The following is a 19,644-nucleotide window of genomic DNA, read 5'->3' as shown; positions in this document are numbered from 1 at the left end:
ATGCAGATCGATATCGCGGCCGTCGAGAGCGCGGCCGGGCTTGAGCTGGCGGGGCCGCCGCTCCGCGCCAGGACCTGGCTGCGCAAGCTGGACGTGGCCCTCGGCTACCTCGTGGAGATCCCGGCGGCGCTGCTGGTTCTGGCCGAGATCGGCGTGCTGTTCGGCGGCGTGGTCAGCCGCTACGTGTTCCGCGAGCCGCTGGTCTGGTCGGACGAGTTGGCCGCGATCCTGTTCCTGTGGCTCGCCATGCTGGGCGCCGTGGTCGCGTTCCGCCGCGCCGAGCACATGCGCATGACCGCCATCGTGGCGATGTGCGGCCCGCGCCTGCGCGCCTTCCTAGAGACGGTCGCCCTGGTGGCCGGCCTGATCTTCGTGGCGCTGGTGCTGGAGCCGGCCTTCGAATTCGCCATCGAGGAGACCTTCGTCCAGACCCCCGCGCTGGAGCTCAACAACGCCTGGCGGGCCGCCGCCCTCCCGATCGGCTTCGGCCTCATGCTGCTGGTCGCCGTGATCCGTCTCCTGGAATCCGCCGACTGGCGGCTCACCGTCGGGGCGCTGGCGCTCGGCGGCGGCATCGCGGCTGGGCTCATCGCGCTCCAGCCCTGGCTCATGGGGCTCGGCAACCTCAACCTGCTGCTGTTCTTCGTCCTCGGGGTCGGCGCCCTGGTCTTCTCCGGCGTGCCGATCGCCTTCGCGTTCGGTCTGTCCACCTACGCCTACATCACGCTCACCACCAACGCCCCGTCGATGGTGGTGGTCGGGCGGATGGACGAGGGCATGAGCCACCTGATCCTGCTCGCGGTGCCGCTGTTCGTGTTCCTCGGCCTGCTGATCGAGATGACCGGCATGGCCCGGGCGATGGTCGGGTTCCTGGCCTCACTGCTCGGTCACGTCCGCGGCGGCCTGCACTATGTGCTGGTCGGCGCCATGTACCTCGTCTCGGGCATCTCCGGCTCGAAGGCCGCCGACATGGCCGCGGTCGCGCCCGTGCTGTTTCCCGAGATGAAGGCGCGGGGCGCCAAGGAGGGCGACCTCGTGGCGCTGCTCGCCACCACCGGCGCGCAGACCGAGACGATCCCTCCCTCGATCGTGCTGATCACCATCGGCTCGGTCACCGGCGTGTCGATCACGGCCCTGTTCACCGGCGGCCTGATGCCCGGCCTGGTGCTGGCCGTGACTCTCTGCGTGCTGGTCTGGTGGCGCTACCGTCGGGAGGACCTGAGCCACGTCGCCCGGCCGTCGCGGAGCGTGATCGGCCGGGCGCTCGTGGTGGCGGTGCCGGCCCTGGCGCTGCCCTTCGTGATCCGCTTCGCGGTGGTCGAGGGCATCGCCACCGCCACCGAGGTCTCGACCATCGGCATCGTCTACGCGGTGCTGGCGGGGCTGCTGATCTACCGCCAGTTCGACTGGCGGCGGCTCTACCCGATGCTGGTGATGACCGCGACCCTGTCGGGGGCGATCCTGCTGATCATCGGCGCGGCCACCGGCATGGCCTGGGCGCTGACCCAGTCGGGCTTCTCGCAGACGCTGGCGGTGGCGATGAAGAGCCTGCCCGGCGGCCCCGTGGGCTTCCTGTTCGTGTCGGCGGGCGCCTTCATCGTCCTGGGCTCGGTGCTGGAGGGCATCCCGGCGATCGTGCTGTTCGGCCCGCTGCTGTTCCCGATCGCCCGGCAGGTCGGCGTCCACGAGGTGCACTACGCGATGGTGGTGATCCTCGCCATGGGCATCGGGCTGTTCGCCCCGCCCTTCGGGGTCGGCTACTACGCCGCCTGCGCGATCAGCCGGATCCACCCGGACGCGGGCATGCGCCCGATCGTCGGCTACATCCTGGCCCTGCTGATCGGCCTCGTCGTCATCATCCTGGTCCCCTGGTTCTCGATCGGGTTCCTCTGAAAACCGAGGATCCGAAAGGTCCGAGACCTTTCGTGGGTCCAGGGCGAAGCCCTGGTTCATCGGGGCGCCGCCCCGATACCCCGCTAAAAGGCTCAACACTTTGAAAAACCACACGCACGCCTGTACTTTGAAGCCCCCCCATGCCCCAGAACCGCTTCAGTACGCTCACCGTCCGGATGGCGGACGCGATCCGCTTCCTCTCCCTCGACGCGATCGAGCGGGCGGGCGACGGGCATCCCGGTGCGCCGCTCGGCTGCGCCGAGATCGCGGTGGCCCTGTTCACCCGTCACCTGAAGTGCAACCCGGCCGAACCGGAATGGCCCGACCGCGACCGGTTCGTGCTCTCGAACGGGCACGGCTCGATGCTGCTCTATGCCGTGCTCCATCTCGCCGGCTATGCCGGCCTGCCGATGGAGCAGATCCGGCGCTTCCGCGAACTCGGCTCCCACACCCACGGCCATCCGGAGATCGCCCCGGAACTCGGCATCGAGGCGACCACCGGGCCCCTCGGGCAGGGCATCGCCAACGCGGTCGGGATGGCGGTGGCCGAGGCCAGGCTCGCCGCGGAGTTCGGCCCCGACCTCGTGGACCACCGCACCTACGCGCTGGTCGGCGACGGCTGCCTGCAGGAAGGCATCGCCCACGAGGTGATCTCGCTCGCCGGCCACCTGCGCCTGTCGAAGCTCACGTTCCTGTGGGACGACAACCGGATCACCGACGACGGCGCCACTGACCTGTCGATCTCGGAGGACGTGCGCGCCCGCTTCCGCGCCGCCGACTGGCAGGTGATCGACGCGGACGGCCACGACGTCGAGGCGGTCTCGGCCGCGATTCTCGTCGCCCAGGGCGACCCGCGCCCGAGTCTGATCGCCTGCCGCACCGTGATCGGCCGCGGCCTGCCGCGGCTGGAGGGCCAGCGCGGCGCCCATGGCGGGCGGGTGTTCGCGACCGACCTCGCCGAGGCCCGGGCCGCGAAGGGGTGGGACCATCCGGCCTTCTCGGTGCCGGACGACGTGGAGGCGGCGTGGCGCAGGGGTGTCGCCGGCCGCAATGCCGCCGCCTACGCGGATTGGCAGGCCCGTCGCGAGGCCCTGCCCTCCCGGGTCCGGGCGGAGTTCGACCGGGTCAGCGCCGGCCGCCTGCCGGAGACGTGGCGCGACGCGCTGCGCGCCCTGCGCGATCGCTTCGCCGCCGAAGGCACGGCGCGCCCGAGCATCGAGGTCTCCGCCGAGATCGTCGCCGCCCTGTCGGAGGCGATCCCCGAGCTGTTCTCCGGCGCCCCGGATCTTGAAGGCCCGACCCGGCACAAGGGCGAGCTCCACGCCTTCACGGCGCAGGACCGCTCCGGGCGCTACCTGCATTACGGCATCCGCGAGCACGCGATGGGCTCGATGATGAACGGCATCGCGGCCCATCGCGGGCTGGTGCCGGTGGGTGCCACCTACCTGGTCTTCTCGGATTACATGCGCCCGTCGCTGCGGATGGCGGCGCTGATGAACCTGCCGGTCATCACGGTCTACAGCCACGATTCGACCGCCATCGGCCGCAACGGCCCGACCCATCAGCCGGTGGAGTACCTCGCCTCGCTCCGGGCGATCCCGAACATGCTGGTCCTGCGCCCGGCGGACGCGGTCGAGACGGCGGAATGCTGGGAGATGGCCTTGGCCAACCGGCACGGGCCGAGTTCGCTGATCTGCTCGCGGCAGCCGCTCCCGGCGCTGCGCCGGCCGGGCGGCCCTGAGAATCGCAGTGCCCGGGGCGCCTACGTGCTGGCGGAGGCCGACGGTGCGCGGCGGGTCACGCTGATCGGCACCGGCTCGGAGGTGGCGCTGGCGCTCGCGGCCCGCGACGTTCTCCAGGCGGACGGGATCCCCACCGCGGTAGTCTCGATGCCGTCCTGGGAGGCGTTCGCGGCACAGGACGCGGCCTATCGCCGGCAGGTCATCCCGCGGGATACGGTCCGGGTCGCCGTGGAGGCCGCCCTGCGCTTCGGCTGGGACCGGTGGATCGGCGAGGATGGCGGCTTCGTCGGCATGACCGGCTTCGGCGCATCCGGGGCACCGGAGGCCCTGTTCCGGCATTTCGGCATCACCGCCGAGGCGGTGGTGGAGGCCGCGCGGACGCGCCTGGGTTGAGGCTGGTGGCGGCCGGTCAGATCATCCCTGCGCTGCCGGTGCGCGCGACGCGCTCGCGCTGCTCGGCGTAGCGACCGGCAGCGACGCGCTTCAGCGCGCCTTCGAGGCGCCCGGCCACCTGACCGAGGAGCGAACGCTCGGAGCGGAAGCCGACGATATACGCGAGGGTGGCCATCGTGCCCGATCCCGAACAAGGGCCGGGCAGGCGCGCCCGGTTGCTGCGGTGCAATATGCGCCGGCCTGGGATCGCGCGTGAGGGGGCTCTTCCGCGGCCTGCTATGCGAGAGAAGCATGAGGCGCGCACGAAATCTTCACCGGACTGGTCCGCGAACAATGTTCGCCGGGTGCGGTGCAGCGAACGCGGTCGTCCGGACCGTCACCGTCCGGCAGGGGCACCCGGATCGAACGGCAAGCAGCCGCTTGCTTCGAGCCCTTCGCGGATCGCCCGCTTGGTGACCTTGCCGTAGCCGGATCTCGGCAATGCCTCCCAGAAGAACACCCGCTTCGGCAGCTTGTAGCGGGCGACCTCGCCGGCGAGCCACGCGATCAATTCCGCCTCGCCGATCTCGGCGCCGGGGCGGGCGACGCAGACCGCGACGCCGACCTCGCCCCAGGCCGGGTCGGGCACCCCCAGGATCGCGGCCTCGGCGATGGCCGGATGCTTCAGAAGCTTCTCCTCGGTCTCGCGCGGGTACACGTTCGACCCGCCCGAGATGTACATGTCGGAGGCGCGGCCGGTGATGAACAAAAACCCTTCCGGGTCGAGGTGGCCGAGGTCGCCGGTGCGGAACCAGCCGTTCCGGAACGCCGCCGCGTTGGCCTCCGGATTGTCGTAGTAGCCCGCGAACACCGCCGGGCCGCAGACGCAGATCTCGCCGGTCTCGCCCGCCGGCAATTCCCGCCCTGCCCCGTCCTGGATCTGCACCTGCATGCCGGTGCGCTCGAAGCCGCAGGTGCCGACCTTCACCCCCGGCCCGTCTTCGGCGGCGTGCAGGCGGGGCGGCAGCACGGTGATGTTGCCCGTCACCTCGCCGAGCCCGAAATACTGAACCAGCACCGGCCCGAGCGCCCGCAGCGCCCGCTTCTGGTCCTCCCGGTACATCGGCGCGCCGGCATAGATCACGTGGCGCAGGCTGGTGTGGTCGTGGACCGCGACCGCCGGGTGCTCGGTGATCAGCTTCACGATGGTCGGCACCGTGAACAGGTTGGTGATGCGCCACCGCTCGACCAGCGACCACACCTCCGCGGGGTCCAGCCGCGTGCCGCCGGTGAGCACCGTCTTGGCGCCGGCCGCGACCTGCGCGAGTTGGTGGATGCCGGCCCCGTGCGAGAGCGGCGCGACCACCAGCGAGGCGTCTGCCTCATCGGTGCCCGGCATCAGGTCGCAGAGATGGTTGGTGATCACGAAGGCCATCTGGCCGTGGGTGAGCACCGCCGCCTTCGGGCGGCCGGTGGTGCCCGAGGTGAAGAAGAACCAGCACGGATCGTCGTGCTCGACATCGGCGGTCGGGGCCGCCTGCCCGGCGTGCGCGGCCACTAGGGCGTCGTAATCCAGCCCGAAGGCGGAGCCGCCGATCGCGACCACGAGGCGCAGGTCCGGCGCGGCTTCGCGGATCGCGGCGGCGTGGTCGGGGAACTCCGCGCCGCAGATCAGCGCCGAGGCGCCGCTGGCGCGGGCGAGATAGGCCACCTCCGCGGGCGTCTGCCGGAAATTCGTCGGCACCCAGACGGCGCCGAGCCGGAAGCAGACGAACATCGATTCGAACAGTTGGTTGCCGTTGCGCGCCTGGACCAGCACGCGGTCGCCCTTGGCGACGCCCCGGGCCGCGAGCGCCGCCGCCATGGCGTCGACCCGGGCATCGAGGGCGCCCCAGCTCCAGGTCCGGTCACCCCAGGCGAGGCCGATCGCGTCCGGCCAGCGGCGGGCCGCCCGGCGCAGAAAGTGGGCGAGGTTCATCACCCGCCGCGAACAGGGCGCGACGCCGCCGCGCGGCGCCGGCCCCGCCGGGCCGTTCACGCGAGCTTCCCGCAGGCCTTCTCGAGGAGGGACCAGCCCTCCTCGCCGTACCGGCCCTTCCATTCGGCGTAGAAGCCGGCCTTGCGCAGCTTCTCGCGAAACGGCTCCGGATCAGGCTTGTTGAACACCAGGCCGCTCTTCGTCAGGTCCTCCTGCAGGCTGGCATTGAGCTTGGCGACGTCGGCCCGCTCCTTCATGCCGGCCTCGTTGATGTGGCGGGCGACCATGGTGCGCAGGTCCTCGGGGATGCGCTCCCAGGCCCGGCGGTTCGCCAGGAACCAGTAGCCGTCCCACATGTGGTTGGTGAGCGAGCAGTATTTCTGCACCTCGTAGAACTTGGTCGTGGCGATCACCGCCAGCGGGTTCTCCTGGCCCTCGACGATCTTGGTCTGGAGGGCCGAGTAGGTCTCGTTCAGGTTGATCGAGGCGGGTGCGGCCTCGAACGCCCGGAACATCGAGGTCCAGAGCGGCGAGACCGGCACGCGGATCCGAAAGCCCTTGAAGTCGTCCGGGCTGGCGATCGGCCGGGTCGAGGAGGTCGTCTGGCGGTAGCCGTTGTCCCAGATCTTCTCCATGGCCACGAGGTTGGCCTTGGCGATCTGCTGGCGGACCCAGGCGCCGAGCTCCCCATCCATCGCGGGCCAGACGGCGTCGTAATTCGGGAAGGCGTAGCCGATGCCGTTGATCGAGGCGTTGGGCACCAGGGTCGAGAGGATCAGCGGCGACATCGTGAAGAACTCGACGCTGCCCGAGCGCAGCTGGCTCAGCGTGTCGGTGTCCGAGCCGAGCTGGCTCGTGGGGAAGATCTTGAGATCGAACCGGCCGCCGCTCTCGACACGCAACGCCTCCGCCATCTCCCGGGCGCGGACGTTCATCGGGTGCGTGTCGGGCAGGTTGTTGGCGTATTTGTAGGTGAAGTCCGCCCGCTGGGCCCGGGCCACGTGCGGCATCGCCACGGTTCCGGCGAGGATCGCCGTCGAGCCGGTGGACAGGAACCTGCGGCGGGACAGGGGCAAGCGGATTCGAGACGACATGGGCGGCCCTCCTGATCCGGGCGCGCGGCCCGGCGTTTCCACAGGGTCCGCGTTCATGCGCGGACTCTCTCGTGTCTTGAGGCTTCGATAGCGGTTGGCCCAATCCAGTCAACGGGGCCGTTTCGGCCCGGCTGTCGGTGCGGGCGACTTGTCAGGGCACGCCTCGGGGCGTGTCCGCCGGATCTTGCGGACATCCGCGCGAAGGATCGCCCGATATGGGCCTACGCGGCCGGCAATTGCTGCTCCAGATGGGCGCGGAGGATCGAATAGTGTTCGACGACCTTGTCGAGCTTGTCGGCGTTCGCCCTCCGGATCCACTCCGAGCCGGCGTCGGGCTGATAGGTGGTTGCGTAGTGGGCGGCGTGCGCTTTCAGCTTCGCGGCCACGAAGGCCAGATCGGCCGACCAGACGACCTCCGCGCGGACCAGCTGAAGGCGCCGCGCGATCTCGAGCCAGTGCAGGTCGAGCGCGATGCCGCTGCCCATCTGCTTGAACAGGTCGAACAGGGAATCGAGGATCTCGATCGCGGTCCGGGCTGACACGATGGAGCGCTCCGTCATGCCTGCGTCGCGATGAGGTCGGGCCGCACGTACCAATCGTCGAACAGGGACAGCTGCCGGAACCGCCGACGATAACCCAGGCCGGTCAGCAGGGCGTAGATCTTCTCGCGGCTGTCCGAGAAATTGTGCTCGACGCTGATCAGGGCGATGTCGTGTCGGGTGAAGTCGAAGCTTTCCAGCACATCGAACTCGCCGCCCTCCACGTCGATGCTCATGTAGTCGATGCGCTTCGGCGCCCGGGCCTCCGCCAGGAAGCGCTCCAGCGAAACCGTCTGGACCGCGTATTGCCGACCGTCCTGGCGGAACTGGGCATGGAAGTCGCCCGTCACCAGGTCGTTCATGCCGGACAGCTCGCCGATATCCACCTCGTTGAACAGGACCTCGACCCCGTCGGTCCTGTAGACGCACTTGTCGGTGATATAGCAGTTCCGGTTGGCGTAGAGCGCGGCGTGCCAGGCCCGGGCCGGCTCAGCCAGAGCGCCCTGCCAGCCGAAGGTCTTCTCGAGCAGCAGCGTATTGCTCAGGCTGATCCCGTCGCAGGCACCGAACTCGACGAAGTAGCCGTTCCGCTTCTCCTTCAACTCGTACAGGACCCATAGGTCCTGCAGCAGCTGCGCGTTGGAATACGGCGCCATCTTCGTGGCGAACGACAGGAACTCGAGCTCTGAGCTGGCGAGATGGGGCTTCGCGTCCAGCTCGTTCCTGAGATCGACCAGGGCGTTGAAGACGGTCAGAAGCGCGACATCCATGGCCCTGCGTTCCACCATGTTGAAGGGGACCGATCGATACAGGAGACGAGTGCGGGTGCGGTGCGCTCAGGGAGGGGGTCGGTCAAGAGGCCGGGCCCCCAGGATCCGGTTCGAGCCGTCGAACAGAACCGTATGCTGCAGCGAATCGGGCCCCTGGTCCGGGACCGCGCGGGCCGCCCTGCGGATCGCCGACAGGAAGCGCTTCCGGCTGAACCCATAGGGCCGCAAACTCGCCGACAGGGCGTCGATCAGCTTGGTCGAGGCCTCGGATCGCGCCCGGGCCAGATCGCGCTCCCGCACGGCCGCGTCGCGCTCGGCCGTGATCAGCGCTAATGCAATCTGCTGCTGCTGGATCTGGCGGATGTATTTGGTGTCGATGTCGTGGACAGGTGACGTGGTCATACGGCAGCCCTCGGGGCTCTGAGCGGAACCAGGCCGCGATTCGGCCGGGAACGCGGCGGGACCGACGGGGATGATGGGATCCCGTGCATGCTCCGGTGCCCTTGCACGTCTCAGATGGTCTTGGCCAGATCGTCCTGGCCAAGATCACGGTTCTAGTCGGCCCCCAGCATCCTGTGCTGCCGGATGGCGGCCGGCGTGCGCATCGGCCGACGTCACGGACCCGGCGAGCCGATTGACCTCGTCGGATCCTGAGATGGCGGTTTTGCGGTGTCGAGCGCTACGGGGTCAGCGGGATAGCCGTCAGAAACCGCATGGTTGTCTCACTGTCCGTCCCGCCGACCTCCCACACGGTGCGCAGAGGCATGTCGTGGCCGTCCGACGCGCGCACCGTGCAGCGGAATTCGACGCGGTTCGGGCCGGTCGGCCGCGGCTGCTCGACGCCGGGCAGGTTGTTCATCGCGCGCTGGCCCAACGCATCTGCAAGGGCTCTATCGTCCTCGCGGGTGAGGCCGAAGGAAGACAGATACGTCCAGCGCGATGCGCCCTTGCGGTGGTTCGGGTTGAGGAATGCCGAAAGCTTCGCACCCTGGATGGACCAGAGGACCGGGACAATACCGCCGCTCACCGAGGGGCGGGCCCCGCCGGCTCGATCTGATGCGAGAGTACCGTCGCAAGGGCGCCATCGGTCTCATCGAACTCGACAGCGTAGCTCTCGCCCGTGCCGTGGACGCTGAGCACCGTGCCGCGCGTGCCGGCCACGATCGCTACGCCGTTGTCGCCGACCACAGGCGTCAGCAGCACCACGTCATCGAGATCCCGAAGGCTCGACGGCGGCTCGGTCTGCCAGACCCGATAGGCGTACTCGAACGACACGAGAACAATCTGTCGCGCGGGGCGGACCGCAGGTGTCCCGGAGATACGGCACGGGACATCGCCCGCGACACAGCACGCATGAGACCCAGGGCCGTCGACGCGACCGCAATTCGGGTATCGGCGCTGCTCGGGCTGCGTGGGTCCGGCAGCTGGTTCTGCAAACCCGCTCAGAATTCAGTGAATGTGCGAGAATTTCGATTTTCGGACGCTCGGTCTGGAAAAATCCAGTGACTTCAGAGCGTTAAGTGGTGGAGACGACAGGGATCGAACCTGTGACCTTTCCCATGTCAAGGGAATGCACTACCGCTGTGCTACGTCTCCTAAACGACCGCCATCCGGTTCGGCGAACCTTAAAGCCATCGAAATAATCCAGACTGCTCAACGGCTTATGAGGAGGGACCCTACCCTGTCAAGGTAGTGCTCTCCCGCTGAGCGACGCGCCCGGGCCGGTGCTGCAACAGCGCCGGTGGGCCGGGCCTATAGCCGGTGCCCGGCGGGGGCGCAAGCGGAAGGTTGAGGGGCGTGGCCGGGGGGCTGAGACCGCGATGGTGCACGCGGGGAAGAAAATGCGCTATGGGCGTGCCGGCCGGCATCCGGCCGGGCCGCTCGGGCGGTCCCGGCATTCCGCCGCCTCAAGCTTCGGGACATGCGCTACTTCATCGATCACGATCACGGCGACTCGATCCGCGGCTGGATCGTGCCGGACAATCCCCTCGCCATCAGCCGGGTGATGGTCTCCGTCGGAGGCCAGCGCGTGGCCGAAGTTCCGGCCAGCGTCACCGACGAGACGTTCAAGCGCAACGGCTGGCACGCCACCGGGCAATGCACCTTCGTGTTGACGCAGGCCGAGGTGCCGGGCCTGGCCGAGATCCAGCGCCTCGAACTCTACGACGCCGACACCAACGTCCTGGTCTATCGTCGCACGCCCCCGGACGGGCTGGTGCGGCTGCGCGTCATGCTCATCAACACCGGGATCGAGCCAGAGACGGCGCTCCAGGCGGCCTTGTTCCCGTATTTCCAGCACTGCTACTTCGGCGTCCACAAGCTGCCGGACGAGATCCTGACCTGCGTCCTGTCCGGCCCCTCCGCCCCCTCGGCGTTCCTGTCGGGCGCAGTGACGATCCCGCGCTACGAGAACTTCATGACGCCGGACCTGATGGTCACCGGCATCCTGGTGCAGGACCCCTATACCGAGATGGCGACCCGCATGCTCTGGTTGAAGGCCCGGGCCGGCGACGCCCTCGATCCGGTGCGCGGCTGGCGGCTCGGACCGCTGGCCGAGGCCGCGTCGTTCTCGGAGGCCTACGACTTCACCGACGTGAAGAGCCTGAAGCGCTACTTCCGCATGCTGCCGGAGCCGGCCTACCGGCTGCTCTACAACCCGCTGACCCGCCAGCTCGGCACCCGCATGCCCGAGGATCGCCTGCACCCGGGCAACTCGATCGCCGCGATCGAGATCCTGGCCCGGGTCGGGATCGTCGGCCACAAGACGCGGTACCACGCCTTCGCGTCGACCCTGTTCGACCAGCTGGGCATCCACGCCCCGGTGCCGGTGCCGCCGCCGGTGCCGGCCGAGACCCAGGCGCTGGCCGAGCGCCTGCGGACCGTGAAGGCGGTGGAGGAGATGCTGGTGTTCGACGTCGCGATGTCGGATGCCGTGAAGGACTCGATCGACAAGAGCTGGAGCTGATGGCGCGCCCGACCGAGACGGGGGCGCCCGAGACGCGCCTGCCGCCGGCGCACCTGACCCGGACCGGGCGCAAGCGCCGGCCCCTGCCGGTCCGGGCGGCGGCGGACGGGATGCGCGTCGAGCTTCCGGGGCTCGCGGGCCGCTGGCTCGAGATCACCCTGTCCAACGACCCGACTGAGGGCCTGGACACGGTCCCCGGCATGGCCTTCGCCGGTCCGGAGGGGCGTCCGGGGCCGTTGCTGCCCCAGGAGGCGTCGGGCGGGGGCGCCTTCACGTGGATCGGCCGGCTCCCCGAGGGCGTCGTCGCCCTGCGGGTGGCCGATCCCGCCGGTCGGGTCCCGGCCCGGCTGCGCCGGATCACGGTGCGCCGCCTCGACCGGCCGACGCTGGTGCCGCGCGCGCTCCTGCGCGAGCCGGCGCTGGCCCTGCAGGCGCTCTACTGGCGGATCCTCGGCAAGAAGGTGCGGGCGCGCGGCTTCCTGGGCCGGGCGCTGGCTCACCGCCGGGTGACCGGGTACGAGGCCTGGATCCGCGCCCACGGCTATCGCCGGACGGAGCGGGACGGGATCGCCGCCGAGATCGCCGCCTGGGCCGATCCGCCGCTGATCTCCGTGCTGATGCCGGTGCACGACCCGGACCCGAAGGTGCTCCAGGCCGCCCTCGCCTCCCTGCGCGCGCAGCTCTACCCGCGCTGGGAACTGTGCGTCGTCGACGACGCCTCCACCCGGCCCGCGATCCCCCGGATCCTCGAACGCGCCGCCGAGGCCGATCCGCGCATCCGCGTGCTCGCCCGGTCCGAGAACGGCCACATCGCCCGGGCCACCAACGACGCCCTGGGCCTCGCCCGCGGTGTCGTCTGCGCCTTCATGGACCACGACGACGTGCTCACCGAGGACGCCCTCTACGAGGTCGCCCGGGCGCTCCGCCTCGATCCGGACCTGGTGCTGATCTACAGCGACGAGGACAAGATCGACGGAGGCGGCCGCCGGTTCGACCCGCATTTCAAGGCGGGCTTCGACCGCGAGTTGCTCTACGCGCAGAACTACATCAACCACCTCACCGTGGTCCGGACCGACGCCCTGCGGGCGGTCGGCGGCCTGCGCCCGGGCTTCGAGGGCAGCCAGGACCACGACCTGTTGCTGCGGCTGACCGACGGGCTCGACCCGTCCCGCATCCGCCACATCCCGCGGGTGCTCTACCATTGGCGCGCCGCGCAGGGCTCCGGGACCTTCTCGGACCGCGCCTTGGCCAAGGCCGAGGCGGCGCGCCTGCGCGCCCTCGACGAGGTCGTGGCGCCCTGGGGCGGCCGGGCCGAGCGCGGGCCCTCGGGCTTCAACCGCCTGGTCCGGCCGCTGCCGGAGCCGCCGCCCCGGGTTTCGGCGATCATCCCGACCCGGGACCGCGCCGAGATCCTGTCGGTCACCCTCGACGGGCTGCTCGGTCGCACCGACTATCCCGACATCGAAGTGGTGATCGTCGACAACGACAGCCGCGAGCCCGAGACCGCCGCCCTGTTCGCCCGGTATCGCGACGACCCGCGCGTGCGCATCGTGCCGGTGCCGGGGGCCTTCAACTTCTCGGACCTGTCGAACCGCGGCGCGGCCGCCGCCACCGGGCCGGTGCTCCTGTTCCTCAACAACGACGTCGAGGTGCTGGAGCCCGGCTGGCTCGGGGAGCTGGTGCGGCACGCGGTACGGCCGGAGGTCGGCGCCGTCGGGGCGAAGCTGCTCTACCCGGACCGGACCATCCAGCACGGCGGCATCGTGCTGGGGATCGGCGGCGTCGCCGGCCACAGTCACCTCGGCGTGCCGGACGACGATCCCGGCTATTTCTGCCGCATGGTCATCGCCCACGAGGTCTCGGCGGTCACGGGCGCCTGCCTGGCCATGCGCGCCGACGTGTTCGAGGCGGTCGGCGGCTTCGATGCCGAGGCCCTGAAGGTTGCCTTCAACGACGTCGACCTGTGCCTCAAGATCCGCCGGGCCGGCTACCGCATCGTGTGGACGCCGTTCGCCAAGTTGATTCACCACGAATCGAAGAGCCGGGGCGCCGAGGACACGCCCGAGAAGCGCAAGCGCTTCGAGGGCGAGGTGCTGACCATGCTCGACCGCTGGGGGCCGGAACTCCGGGCCGACCCCTACTACAACATCAACCTGTCACGGAATTCGGCGCTTTACCGGGTCTAGGAGAGCGGGCTCGGCCGGCGGCGCGGCGACGGGTTGCGCCCGCCGCAGCAGGCCGCCCCGCATGTGTGGACAGCAGGGCTGGCATGGGGGTGCCATGCATGCGTCAGTGGGTGAACTTGCGTCGGATGCCGGTTGCGATACCTCTGGACATGCCGCATGAGGCGGTTCCGGCCATGGCGCCCGAACGGGCGCGCGGCGAGGGCGGCAGTCAACCATGAGTGCGAACACCCCAATGGCCTCGGCCACGACCCTTGAGCGCGATGCTCAGCAGGCGATGGGGGACCACAAGGTCCACCCGAACGAGATCGCCATCGGCGTGGTCATCGGCCGCGCGTCCGAATACTTCGACTTCTTCGTATTCGGCATCGCCTGCGTGCTGGTTTTCCCGAAGGTGTTCTTCCCCTTCGTCGATCCGCTGACCGGCACACTGTACGCGTTCTCGATCTTCGCCCTGGCCTTCATCGCCCGGCCGATCGGCTCCGTGATCTTCATGGCGATCGATCGACGGCACGGGCGCAGCGTCAAGCTCACGATCGCGCTGTTCCTGCTCGGGGGCGCCACGGCGGCGGTCAGCTTCCTGCCGCGTTACGATAGCATCGGCATCTCATCCGTTTACCTCCTGGCGGTCCTCCGGATCCTTCAGGGCCTGGCACTGGGCGGCGCCTGGGACGGGCTCGCCTCCCTGCTCGCCATGAACGCGCCCCGGGAGCGCCGCGGCTGGTACGCGATGATCCCGCAACTCGGTGCGCCCCTGGGCTTCATGGTCGCGAGCGCGCTGTTCGCCTTCTTCCTGGTGAACCTCGACGAGGCCGACTTCATCGACTGGGGCTGGCGCTTCCCGTTCTACTGCGCCTTCACCATCAACGTCGTCGCCCTGTTCGCCCGGCTGCGCCTGGTCGCCACCGAAGAGTTCGCCCGGATGATGGACCTCGACCGGCTCCGCCCGGTCCCGGCCCTGGAGCTGTTCCGGCACCATGCCGGCGACGTGATCCGCGGCGCCTTCGTGCCCCTGGCCGGCTTCGCCCTGTTCCACCTCGTGACGATCTTCCCGATCGCCTGGCTTGCGCTCAACAACACCAGCAGCCGCTCGCCCGGCGAGTTCTTGATCGTGCAGTTCTCCGGGGCCATCGTCTGCGCCGGCGCGATCGCTGCCTCCGGGCTGATCGCCGACCAGATCGGCCGCCGCAACTGCCTGATCATGAGCGCCTCGCTGATCGGGTTCTTCGCGGTCGGCAGCATCATCGCGCCGCTGCTGTTCGGCGAGAGCGCGATCGGCCAGACCATCTACGTCACGATCGGCTTCATGCTGCTGGGCCTCGCCTACGGCCAGACCGCCGGCGCGGTGACGGCCCGGTTGGGCAACCACTACCGCTACACCGGCGCCGCGCTGACCTCCGACTTCGCCTGGCTCGTCGGCGCCGGCTTCGCCCCGCTGGTGGCGCTGTTCCTGTCGCAGCGCTACGGCCTGGCCATGGTCGGCGTCTACCTGTTGTCCGGCGCGGTCTGCACCCTCGCGGCCTTGTTCCTCGACCGCTCCGAGATGCGCCAGATGTAGCCGGCAGCGCGCGGCGCAGGCTGCGCGCCTCCTTCCAGACGTTGTCGGCCGTGCCGCAGTCGCGACACGGCGCGGATGCCGCGCATGCGGCGTGGGATAAAGAGACGAGTGCTGTGACCTCTTCGACCCCTCTCCCGGACAGGATCGAGCCCAGCGAGCGCCGGAGCGGCCTTGCGCGGCGACTCGTGTCGCTCCTCGCCCTGCCGCCGGTCCTGGCGCTGCTGGGCGGCTGCAATCTCGTGGTCATGAGCCCGGCCGGCTACGTCGCCGAGCAGCAGCGCAACCTCGTGCTCGCGGCTACCGGGCTGATGCTCCTGATCATCATCCCGGTGATCTTCTTCACCCTGTTCTTCGCTTGGCGCTACCGCGCCTCCAACGAGGACGCGGTGTACGATCCCGAATGGCACCACTCGACCCAGCTCGAGGTGCTGATCTGGACGGCGCCGCTGATGATCATCATCGCGCTGGGCGCCCTCACCTGGATCGGGACTCACACCCTCGATCCGTTCCGGCCGCTTAGCAAGATCGACGCGAAGCGCGACGTCCCCGCCGGCGTCGAGCCGCTGCAGGTCGAGGCTGTGGCCATGGATTGGAAGTGGCTGTTCCTCTACCCGCAATACGGGATCGCCACGGTGAACGAACTCGCCGCCCCGGTGGACCGGCCGATCCAGTTCAAGATCACCGCCACCGACGTGATGAACACGTTCTACATCCCGACACTGGCCGGCATGGTCTACGCGATGCCGGGCATGCAGACCCAGCTCCATGCCGTGATCAACCGGGAGGGTTCCTACGAGGGCCGCTCGGCGCATTACAGCGGCGCCGGCTTCTCGAACATGTTCTTCAAGTTCAACGGCGTGACCAACGAGGCCTTCGACCAGTGGGTCGCCAAGACCAAGGCTCAGGGCGGCGCGTTGACCCAGGAGGCCTATCTCGAGCTCGAGAAGCCGAGCGAGTCCGAGCCGGCGCGGTTCTACAAGTCCTACGCCAAGGGCCTGTTCGACCGGATCATCGGCATGTGCCCGCGGCCGGAGCAGATGTGCGTCGGCGAGATGGTGAAGATCGACGCCCGGGGCGGTGCCTCCGGGGCGGAGGCTCAGGCTAACTACGACCGGTTGCAATACGACAACCGCATGGCCGATCGCGGCAACGAGGCTCCGGGCGCTACCGGGCCGGCCTCCGGGACCGGCCCGCACGGGCAGACGCAGCCGCAGGGCATGAAGCCCCGGCCCGACATGGGCAACCCGGACTCGCGGGGCCAGGGCGAGTCGGCGCTGCCCGGGCAGGAGAAGGCGCCCGAGATCAAGGCGCCCGACAGCCAGGGCCAGAAAGAGGGCGGGCAGATCGCGCCCAAGCAGCTCAACCAGTAAAAACGCACGCCTCGCGCGTGCGCTTCACACCCAAAACCGGCGGTCGCCGTCGAACCCATTGAACGGGCCGATCCCAATGTTCGCAAACATGGACCTACAACAGTTGATCCTCGGCCGATTTACGATCGAGCAGATCCCGTATCACGAGCCGATTCTGCAGGCGACGTTCGCCGGCGTGGCCGTGGTCGGCCTCGCCGTCCTCGGTGTGATCACCTACTTCCGCTTCTGGGGGCCGCTGTGGCGTGACTGGGTCACGTCCATCGACCACAAGAAGATCGGTATCATGTACTGCATCTTCGCCCTGATCATGCTGCTGCGCGGCTTCGCTGACGCACTGCTGATGCGCTCGCAGCAGGCGGTGGCGTTCGGTTCGGAGCAGGGCTTCCTGCCACCGCACCATTACGACCAGATCTTCACCGCCCACGGCATGATCATGATCTTCTTCGTGGCGATGCCGTTCGTCACGGGGCTCATGAACTTCGCGGTGCCGCTGCAGATCGGCGCCCGTGACGTGGCCTTCCCGTTCCTGAACAACTTCAGCTTCTGGATGACGGTGGCCGGCGGCATCCTGGTGATGGTCTCGCTGTTCGTCGGCGAGTTCTCGCGCGCCACCTGGCTCGCCTACCCGCCGCTCTCGGGGGCCGCCATGAGCCCCGGCGTCGGCGTCGACTACTACATCTGGGCGCTGCAGATCGCCGGCATCGGGACGCTGCTCTCGGGCATCAACCTGATCGCGACCATTGTGAAGATGCGCGCGCCCGGCATGACCATGATGAAGCTGCCGATCTTCGTCTGGTCGTCGCTGTGCACCAACATCCTGATCGTGGCCGCTTTCCCGATCCTGACGGCCGTCCTGGCGATGCTGTCGCTTGACCGCTACGTCGGCACGCACTTCTTCACGAACGACCTCGGCGGCAACGCCATGCTGTACTTCAACCTGATCTGGATCTGGGGCCACCCGGAGGTCTACATCCTGATCCTGCCGGCCTTCGGCGTGTTCTCCGAGATCACCTCGACCTTCTGCGGCAAGCGGTTGTTTGGCTACACCTCGATGGTCTACGCGCTGGTGGTGATCACCATCCTCGCCTACCTGGTGTGGTTGCACCACTTCTTCACCATGGGCTCGGGCGCCGACGTGAACTCGTTCTTCGGGATCACGACGATGATCATCTCGATCCCCACGGGCGCGAAGATCTTCAACTGGATGTTCACCATGTACCGCGGCCGGATCCGGTTCGAGGTGCCGATGATGTGGGTGGTGGCGTTCATCGTCACCTTCGTGATCGGCGGCATGACCGGCGTGCTGCTGGCGGTGCCTCCGGCCGACTTCGTGCTCCACAACTCGCTGTTCCTGATCGCGCACTTCCACAACGTGATCATCGGCGGCGTGCTGTTCGGCATGTTCGCCGGCGTGACCTTCTGGTTCCCCAAGGCCTTCGGGTTCAAGCTCGACGAGTTCTGGGGGAAGATGGCCCTCGTATTCTGGGTGAGCGGATTCTACGTCGCCTTCATGCCGCTCTACGTGCTGGGCCTGATGGGCGTGACCCGGCGCATGCAGCACTTCGACGACCCGTCGCTGCAGATCTGGTTCGTCATCGCGGCCTGCGGCGCGGGGCTCATCGCCTTGGGTATCGCCTCGCAGATCGTGATGTTCGTGGTCTCGATCCGCAACCGTGAGAAGCTGCGCGACCTGACCGGCGACCCGTGGGGCGGCCGGACGCTCGAATGGTCCACCTCCTCGCCGCCGCCGGACTACAACTTCGCCTTCACCCCGGTGGTGCATGATTCCGATGCGTGGTGGGACATGAAGAACCGCGGCTTCGCCCGGCCGATGACCGGCTACAAGCCGATCCACATGCCCAAGAACACCGCCAGCGGCGCCATCCTGGCCGGCCTGAACTTCACCTTCGGCCTGGCCATGGTCTGGTACGTCTGGTGGCTGGCGGCGCTCAGCTTCGTGGCGATCATCGTCGTCGCGATCCTTCACACCTTTAATTACAATCGCGACTTCTACATTCCTGCCGACACGGTCAGTCGGACGGAAGGTCAAAGGACGCGCGAGCTGGAGATGGCGTGATCCGATGATGCACGCGGAGACTGCACCCCCCGGCGCTGCGGCGCCGGTCTTCTACCAGACCGACGAGGAGGGCCATCATTCCGAGGGCTCGACGATGCTCGGGTTCTGGCTCTACCTGATGAGCGACTGCCTCATCTTCGCGACCCTGTTCGCGACCTACGGCGTGCTCGGCCGCAGCTACGCGGCCGGGCCGACTCCCAAGGACCTGTTCGACCTGTCGGGCATCGCGGTGAACACCGCGATGTTGCTGTTCTCGTCCATCACCTATGGCTTTGCCATGCTGGAGATGGACCGGGACCGGATCAAGCCGACGCAGATCTGGCTCGCCGTCACCGGTCTGTTCGGCGTGGCCTTCGTGGCCCTGGAGATCCGGGAGTTCGTCCACCTGTTCCATGAGGGCGCCCCGCCCTGGCGCAGCGCCTTCCTGTCGTCGTTCTACACCCTGGTGGCGACGCACGGCCTGCACGTCTCGGTGGGCATCCTCTGGCTGGTCGTGCTGCTGGTTCAGCTGCGCAAGCACGGCCTGATCGTCGAGAACAAGCGGCGCCTGATGTGCCTGTCGATGTTCTGGCACTTCCTCGATCTGATCTGGATCGGGGTATTCACCGTCGTCTACCTGATGGGAGTGCTCGAATGAGCGCCGACGCGCACCACCTGACCGGTCACGGTTCGGATACCCACGACGCGCACGCCCACAGCCAGGGCGGGCACGGCTCCTTCGGCAGCTACATCACCGGCTTCGTCCTGTCGGTGATCCTGACGGTGATCCCGTTCTGGCTGGTGATGGGCAACGTGCTCGACAACAGCCTCGTCACCAGCCTGGTGATCCTGGCGCTGGGCGGCGTGCAGATGGTCGTGCACATCATCTACTTCCTGCACATGAACACCAAGTCGGAGGGCGGCTGGACCTTCCTGGCGCTGATCTTCACCATCATGGTCGTGGTGATCATGCTCGCCGGCTCGGTCTGGGTGATGTACCACCTCAACCACAACATGATGCCGATGGATGCCCACGACGTCATGAACAACGCCCGCTGAGCGGGCGTGCGGACGTGACTCCTTCGGGGTCGGCGGGGGGCTCCGGTGCGGGCCCCTCCCCGGCC

The 19,644-nt window shown here is 68.6% G+C and carries 17 protein-coding genes and 1 tRNA gene; 9 read left to right on the top strand and 9 right to left on the bottom strand.

Annotation, left to right across the window (positions count from 1 at the left end; all coding sequences use genetic code 11):
- Together MFF40_RS03640 and tkt are read left to right on the top strand one after the other, a co-directional pair.
- Complete coding sequence (locus MFF40_RS03640) at positions 1–1,893, top strand: TRAP transporter large permease (protein ID WP_238259695.1); 1,893 nt, start codon at positions 1–3, stop codon at positions 1,891–1,893.
- A gap of 140 nt (positions 1,894–2,033) precedes the next feature.
- On the top strand, positions 2,034–4,028 hold the full coding sequence (gene tkt, locus MFF40_RS03635) for a transketolase (protein WP_238259693.1): 1,995 nt from the start codon (positions 2,034–2,036) through the stop codon (positions 4,026–4,028).
- 16 nt (positions 4,029–4,044) lie between these two features.
- On the opposite strand, the gene MFF40_RS03630 is transcribed toward tkt, so the two are convergent.
- The 9 genes from MFF40_RS03630 to MFF40_RS03590 all read right to left on the bottom strand — a co-directional run bounded on the left by MFF40_RS03630 (position 4,045) and on the right by MFF40_RS03590 (position 9,984).
- Complete coding sequence (locus MFF40_RS03630) at positions 4,045–4,203, bottom strand: hypothetical protein (RefSeq protein WP_187278097.1); 159 nt, start codon at positions 4,201–4,203, stop codon at positions 4,045–4,047.
- A gap of 201 nt (positions 4,204–4,404) precedes the next feature.
- Positions 4,405–6,045, bottom strand: coding sequence for an acyl-CoA synthetase (locus MFF40_RS03625; protein WP_283206083.1), 1,641 nt, complete (start codon positions 6,043–6,045; stop codon positions 4,405–4,407).
- Positions 6,042–7,079 (bottom strand): TRAP transporter substrate-binding protein, encoded by a 1,038-nt coding sequence (locus MFF40_RS03620; RefSeq protein ID WP_147854547.1) that lies wholly within the window; start codon positions 7,077–7,079, stop codon positions 6,042–6,044. The genes MFF40_RS03625 and MFF40_RS03620 overlap by 4 nt, the downstream gene beginning before the upstream one ends.
- A gap of 221 nt (positions 7,080–7,300) precedes the next feature.
- On the bottom strand, positions 7,301–7,621 hold the full coding sequence (locus MFF40_RS03615; RefSeq protein WP_147854546.1) for a hypothetical protein: 321 nt from the start codon (positions 7,619–7,621) through the stop codon (positions 7,301–7,303).
- Positions 7,622–7,635: 14 nt separating this feature from the next.
- Positions 7,636–8,388, bottom strand: a complete 753-nt coding sequence (locus MFF40_RS03610; RefSeq protein WP_147854545.1) for an FkbM family methyltransferase — start codon at positions 8,386–8,388, stop codon at positions 7,636–7,638.
- A gap of 66 nt (positions 8,389–8,454) precedes the next feature.
- Positions 8,455–8,790, bottom strand: a complete 336-nt coding sequence (locus MFF40_RS03605) for a hypothetical protein (protein ID WP_147897624.1) — start codon at positions 8,788–8,790, stop codon at positions 8,455–8,457.
- 277 nt (positions 8,791–9,067) lie between these two features.
- Positions 9,068–9,415 carry a DUF6883 domain-containing protein gene (locus MFF40_RS03600; RefSeq protein ID WP_147897625.1) on the bottom strand — a complete coding sequence of 116 codons (348 nt, stop codon included), beginning with the start codon at positions 9,413–9,415 and terminating at the stop codon, positions 9,068–9,070.
- Positions 9,412–9,663 (bottom strand): DUF4926 domain-containing protein, encoded by a 252-nt coding sequence (locus MFF40_RS03595; RefSeq protein WP_147854542.1) that lies wholly within the window; start codon positions 9,661–9,663, stop codon positions 9,412–9,414. Before MFF40_RS03595 ends, MFF40_RS03600 begins: the two co-directional genes overlap by 4 nt.
- A gap of 246 nt (positions 9,664–9,909) precedes the next feature.
- Positions 9,910–9,984: transfer RNA gene (locus tag MFF40_RS03590), tRNA-Val, on the bottom strand.
- 325 nt (positions 9,985–10,309) lie between these two features.
- Between MFF40_RS03590 and MFF40_RS03585 the strand changes: the two genes are divergently transcribed.
- The 7 genes from MFF40_RS03585 (at position 10,310) to cyoD (ending at position 19,579) form a co-directional block, all read left to right on the top strand.
- Positions 10,310–11,353: a hypothetical protein gene (locus MFF40_RS03585; protein WP_147897626.1), complete on the top strand. Its 1,044-nt coding sequence runs from the start codon at positions 10,310–10,312 to the stop codon at positions 11,351–11,353.
- Positions 11,353–13,539: a glycosyltransferase family 2 protein gene (locus MFF40_RS03580; RefSeq protein ID WP_238259691.1), complete on the top strand. Its 2,187-nt coding sequence runs from the start codon at positions 11,353–11,355 to the stop codon at positions 13,537–13,539. Before MFF40_RS03585 ends, MFF40_RS03580 begins: the two co-directional genes overlap by 1 nt.
- Positions 13,540–13,753: 214 nt before the next feature.
- A complete protein-coding gene (locus tag MFF40_RS03575) occupies positions 13,754–15,094 on the top strand; it encodes an MFS transporter (RefSeq protein ID WP_147855296.1) in 1,341 nt (446 codons plus the stop codon).
- Positions 15,095–15,207: 113 nt separating this feature from the next.
- Entirely contained in the window at positions 15,208–16,464 is a 1,257-nt protein-coding gene (gene cyoA / locus MFF40_RS03570) for a ubiquinol oxidase subunit II (protein WP_147855295.1), read from the top strand.
- A gap of 76 nt (positions 16,465–16,540) precedes the next feature.
- On the top strand, positions 16,541–18,541 hold the full coding sequence (gene cyoB / locus MFF40_RS03565) for a cytochrome o ubiquinol oxidase subunit I (RefSeq protein WP_147897628.1): 2,001 nt from the start codon (positions 16,541–16,543) through the stop codon (positions 18,539–18,541).
- A 4-nt stretch (positions 18,542–18,545) separates the two neighbouring features.
- Positions 18,546–19,178, top strand: coding sequence for a cytochrome o ubiquinol oxidase subunit III (gene cyoC / locus MFF40_RS03560; RefSeq protein ID WP_147897629.1), 633 nt, complete (start codon positions 18,546–18,548; stop codon positions 19,176–19,178).
- Positions 19,175–19,579 (top strand): cytochrome o ubiquinol oxidase subunit IV, encoded by a 405-nt coding sequence (cyoD, locus tag MFF40_RS03555; RefSeq protein WP_147897630.1) that lies wholly within the window; start codon positions 19,175–19,177, stop codon positions 19,577–19,579. The genes cyoC and cyoD overlap by 4 nt, the downstream gene beginning before the upstream one ends.
- Positions 19,580–19,644 lie beyond the last annotated feature (65 nt).

The sequence above is a fragment of the Methylobacterium mesophilicum genome (genome assembly GCF_022179445.1).
GTDB lineage: Bacteria > Pseudomonadota > Alphaproteobacteria > Rhizobiales > Beijerinckiaceae > Methylobacterium > Methylobacterium mesophilicum.
Note: the sequence above shows the minus strand (reverse complement) of the source record. Positions and strands in the feature narration are given on the sequence as shown.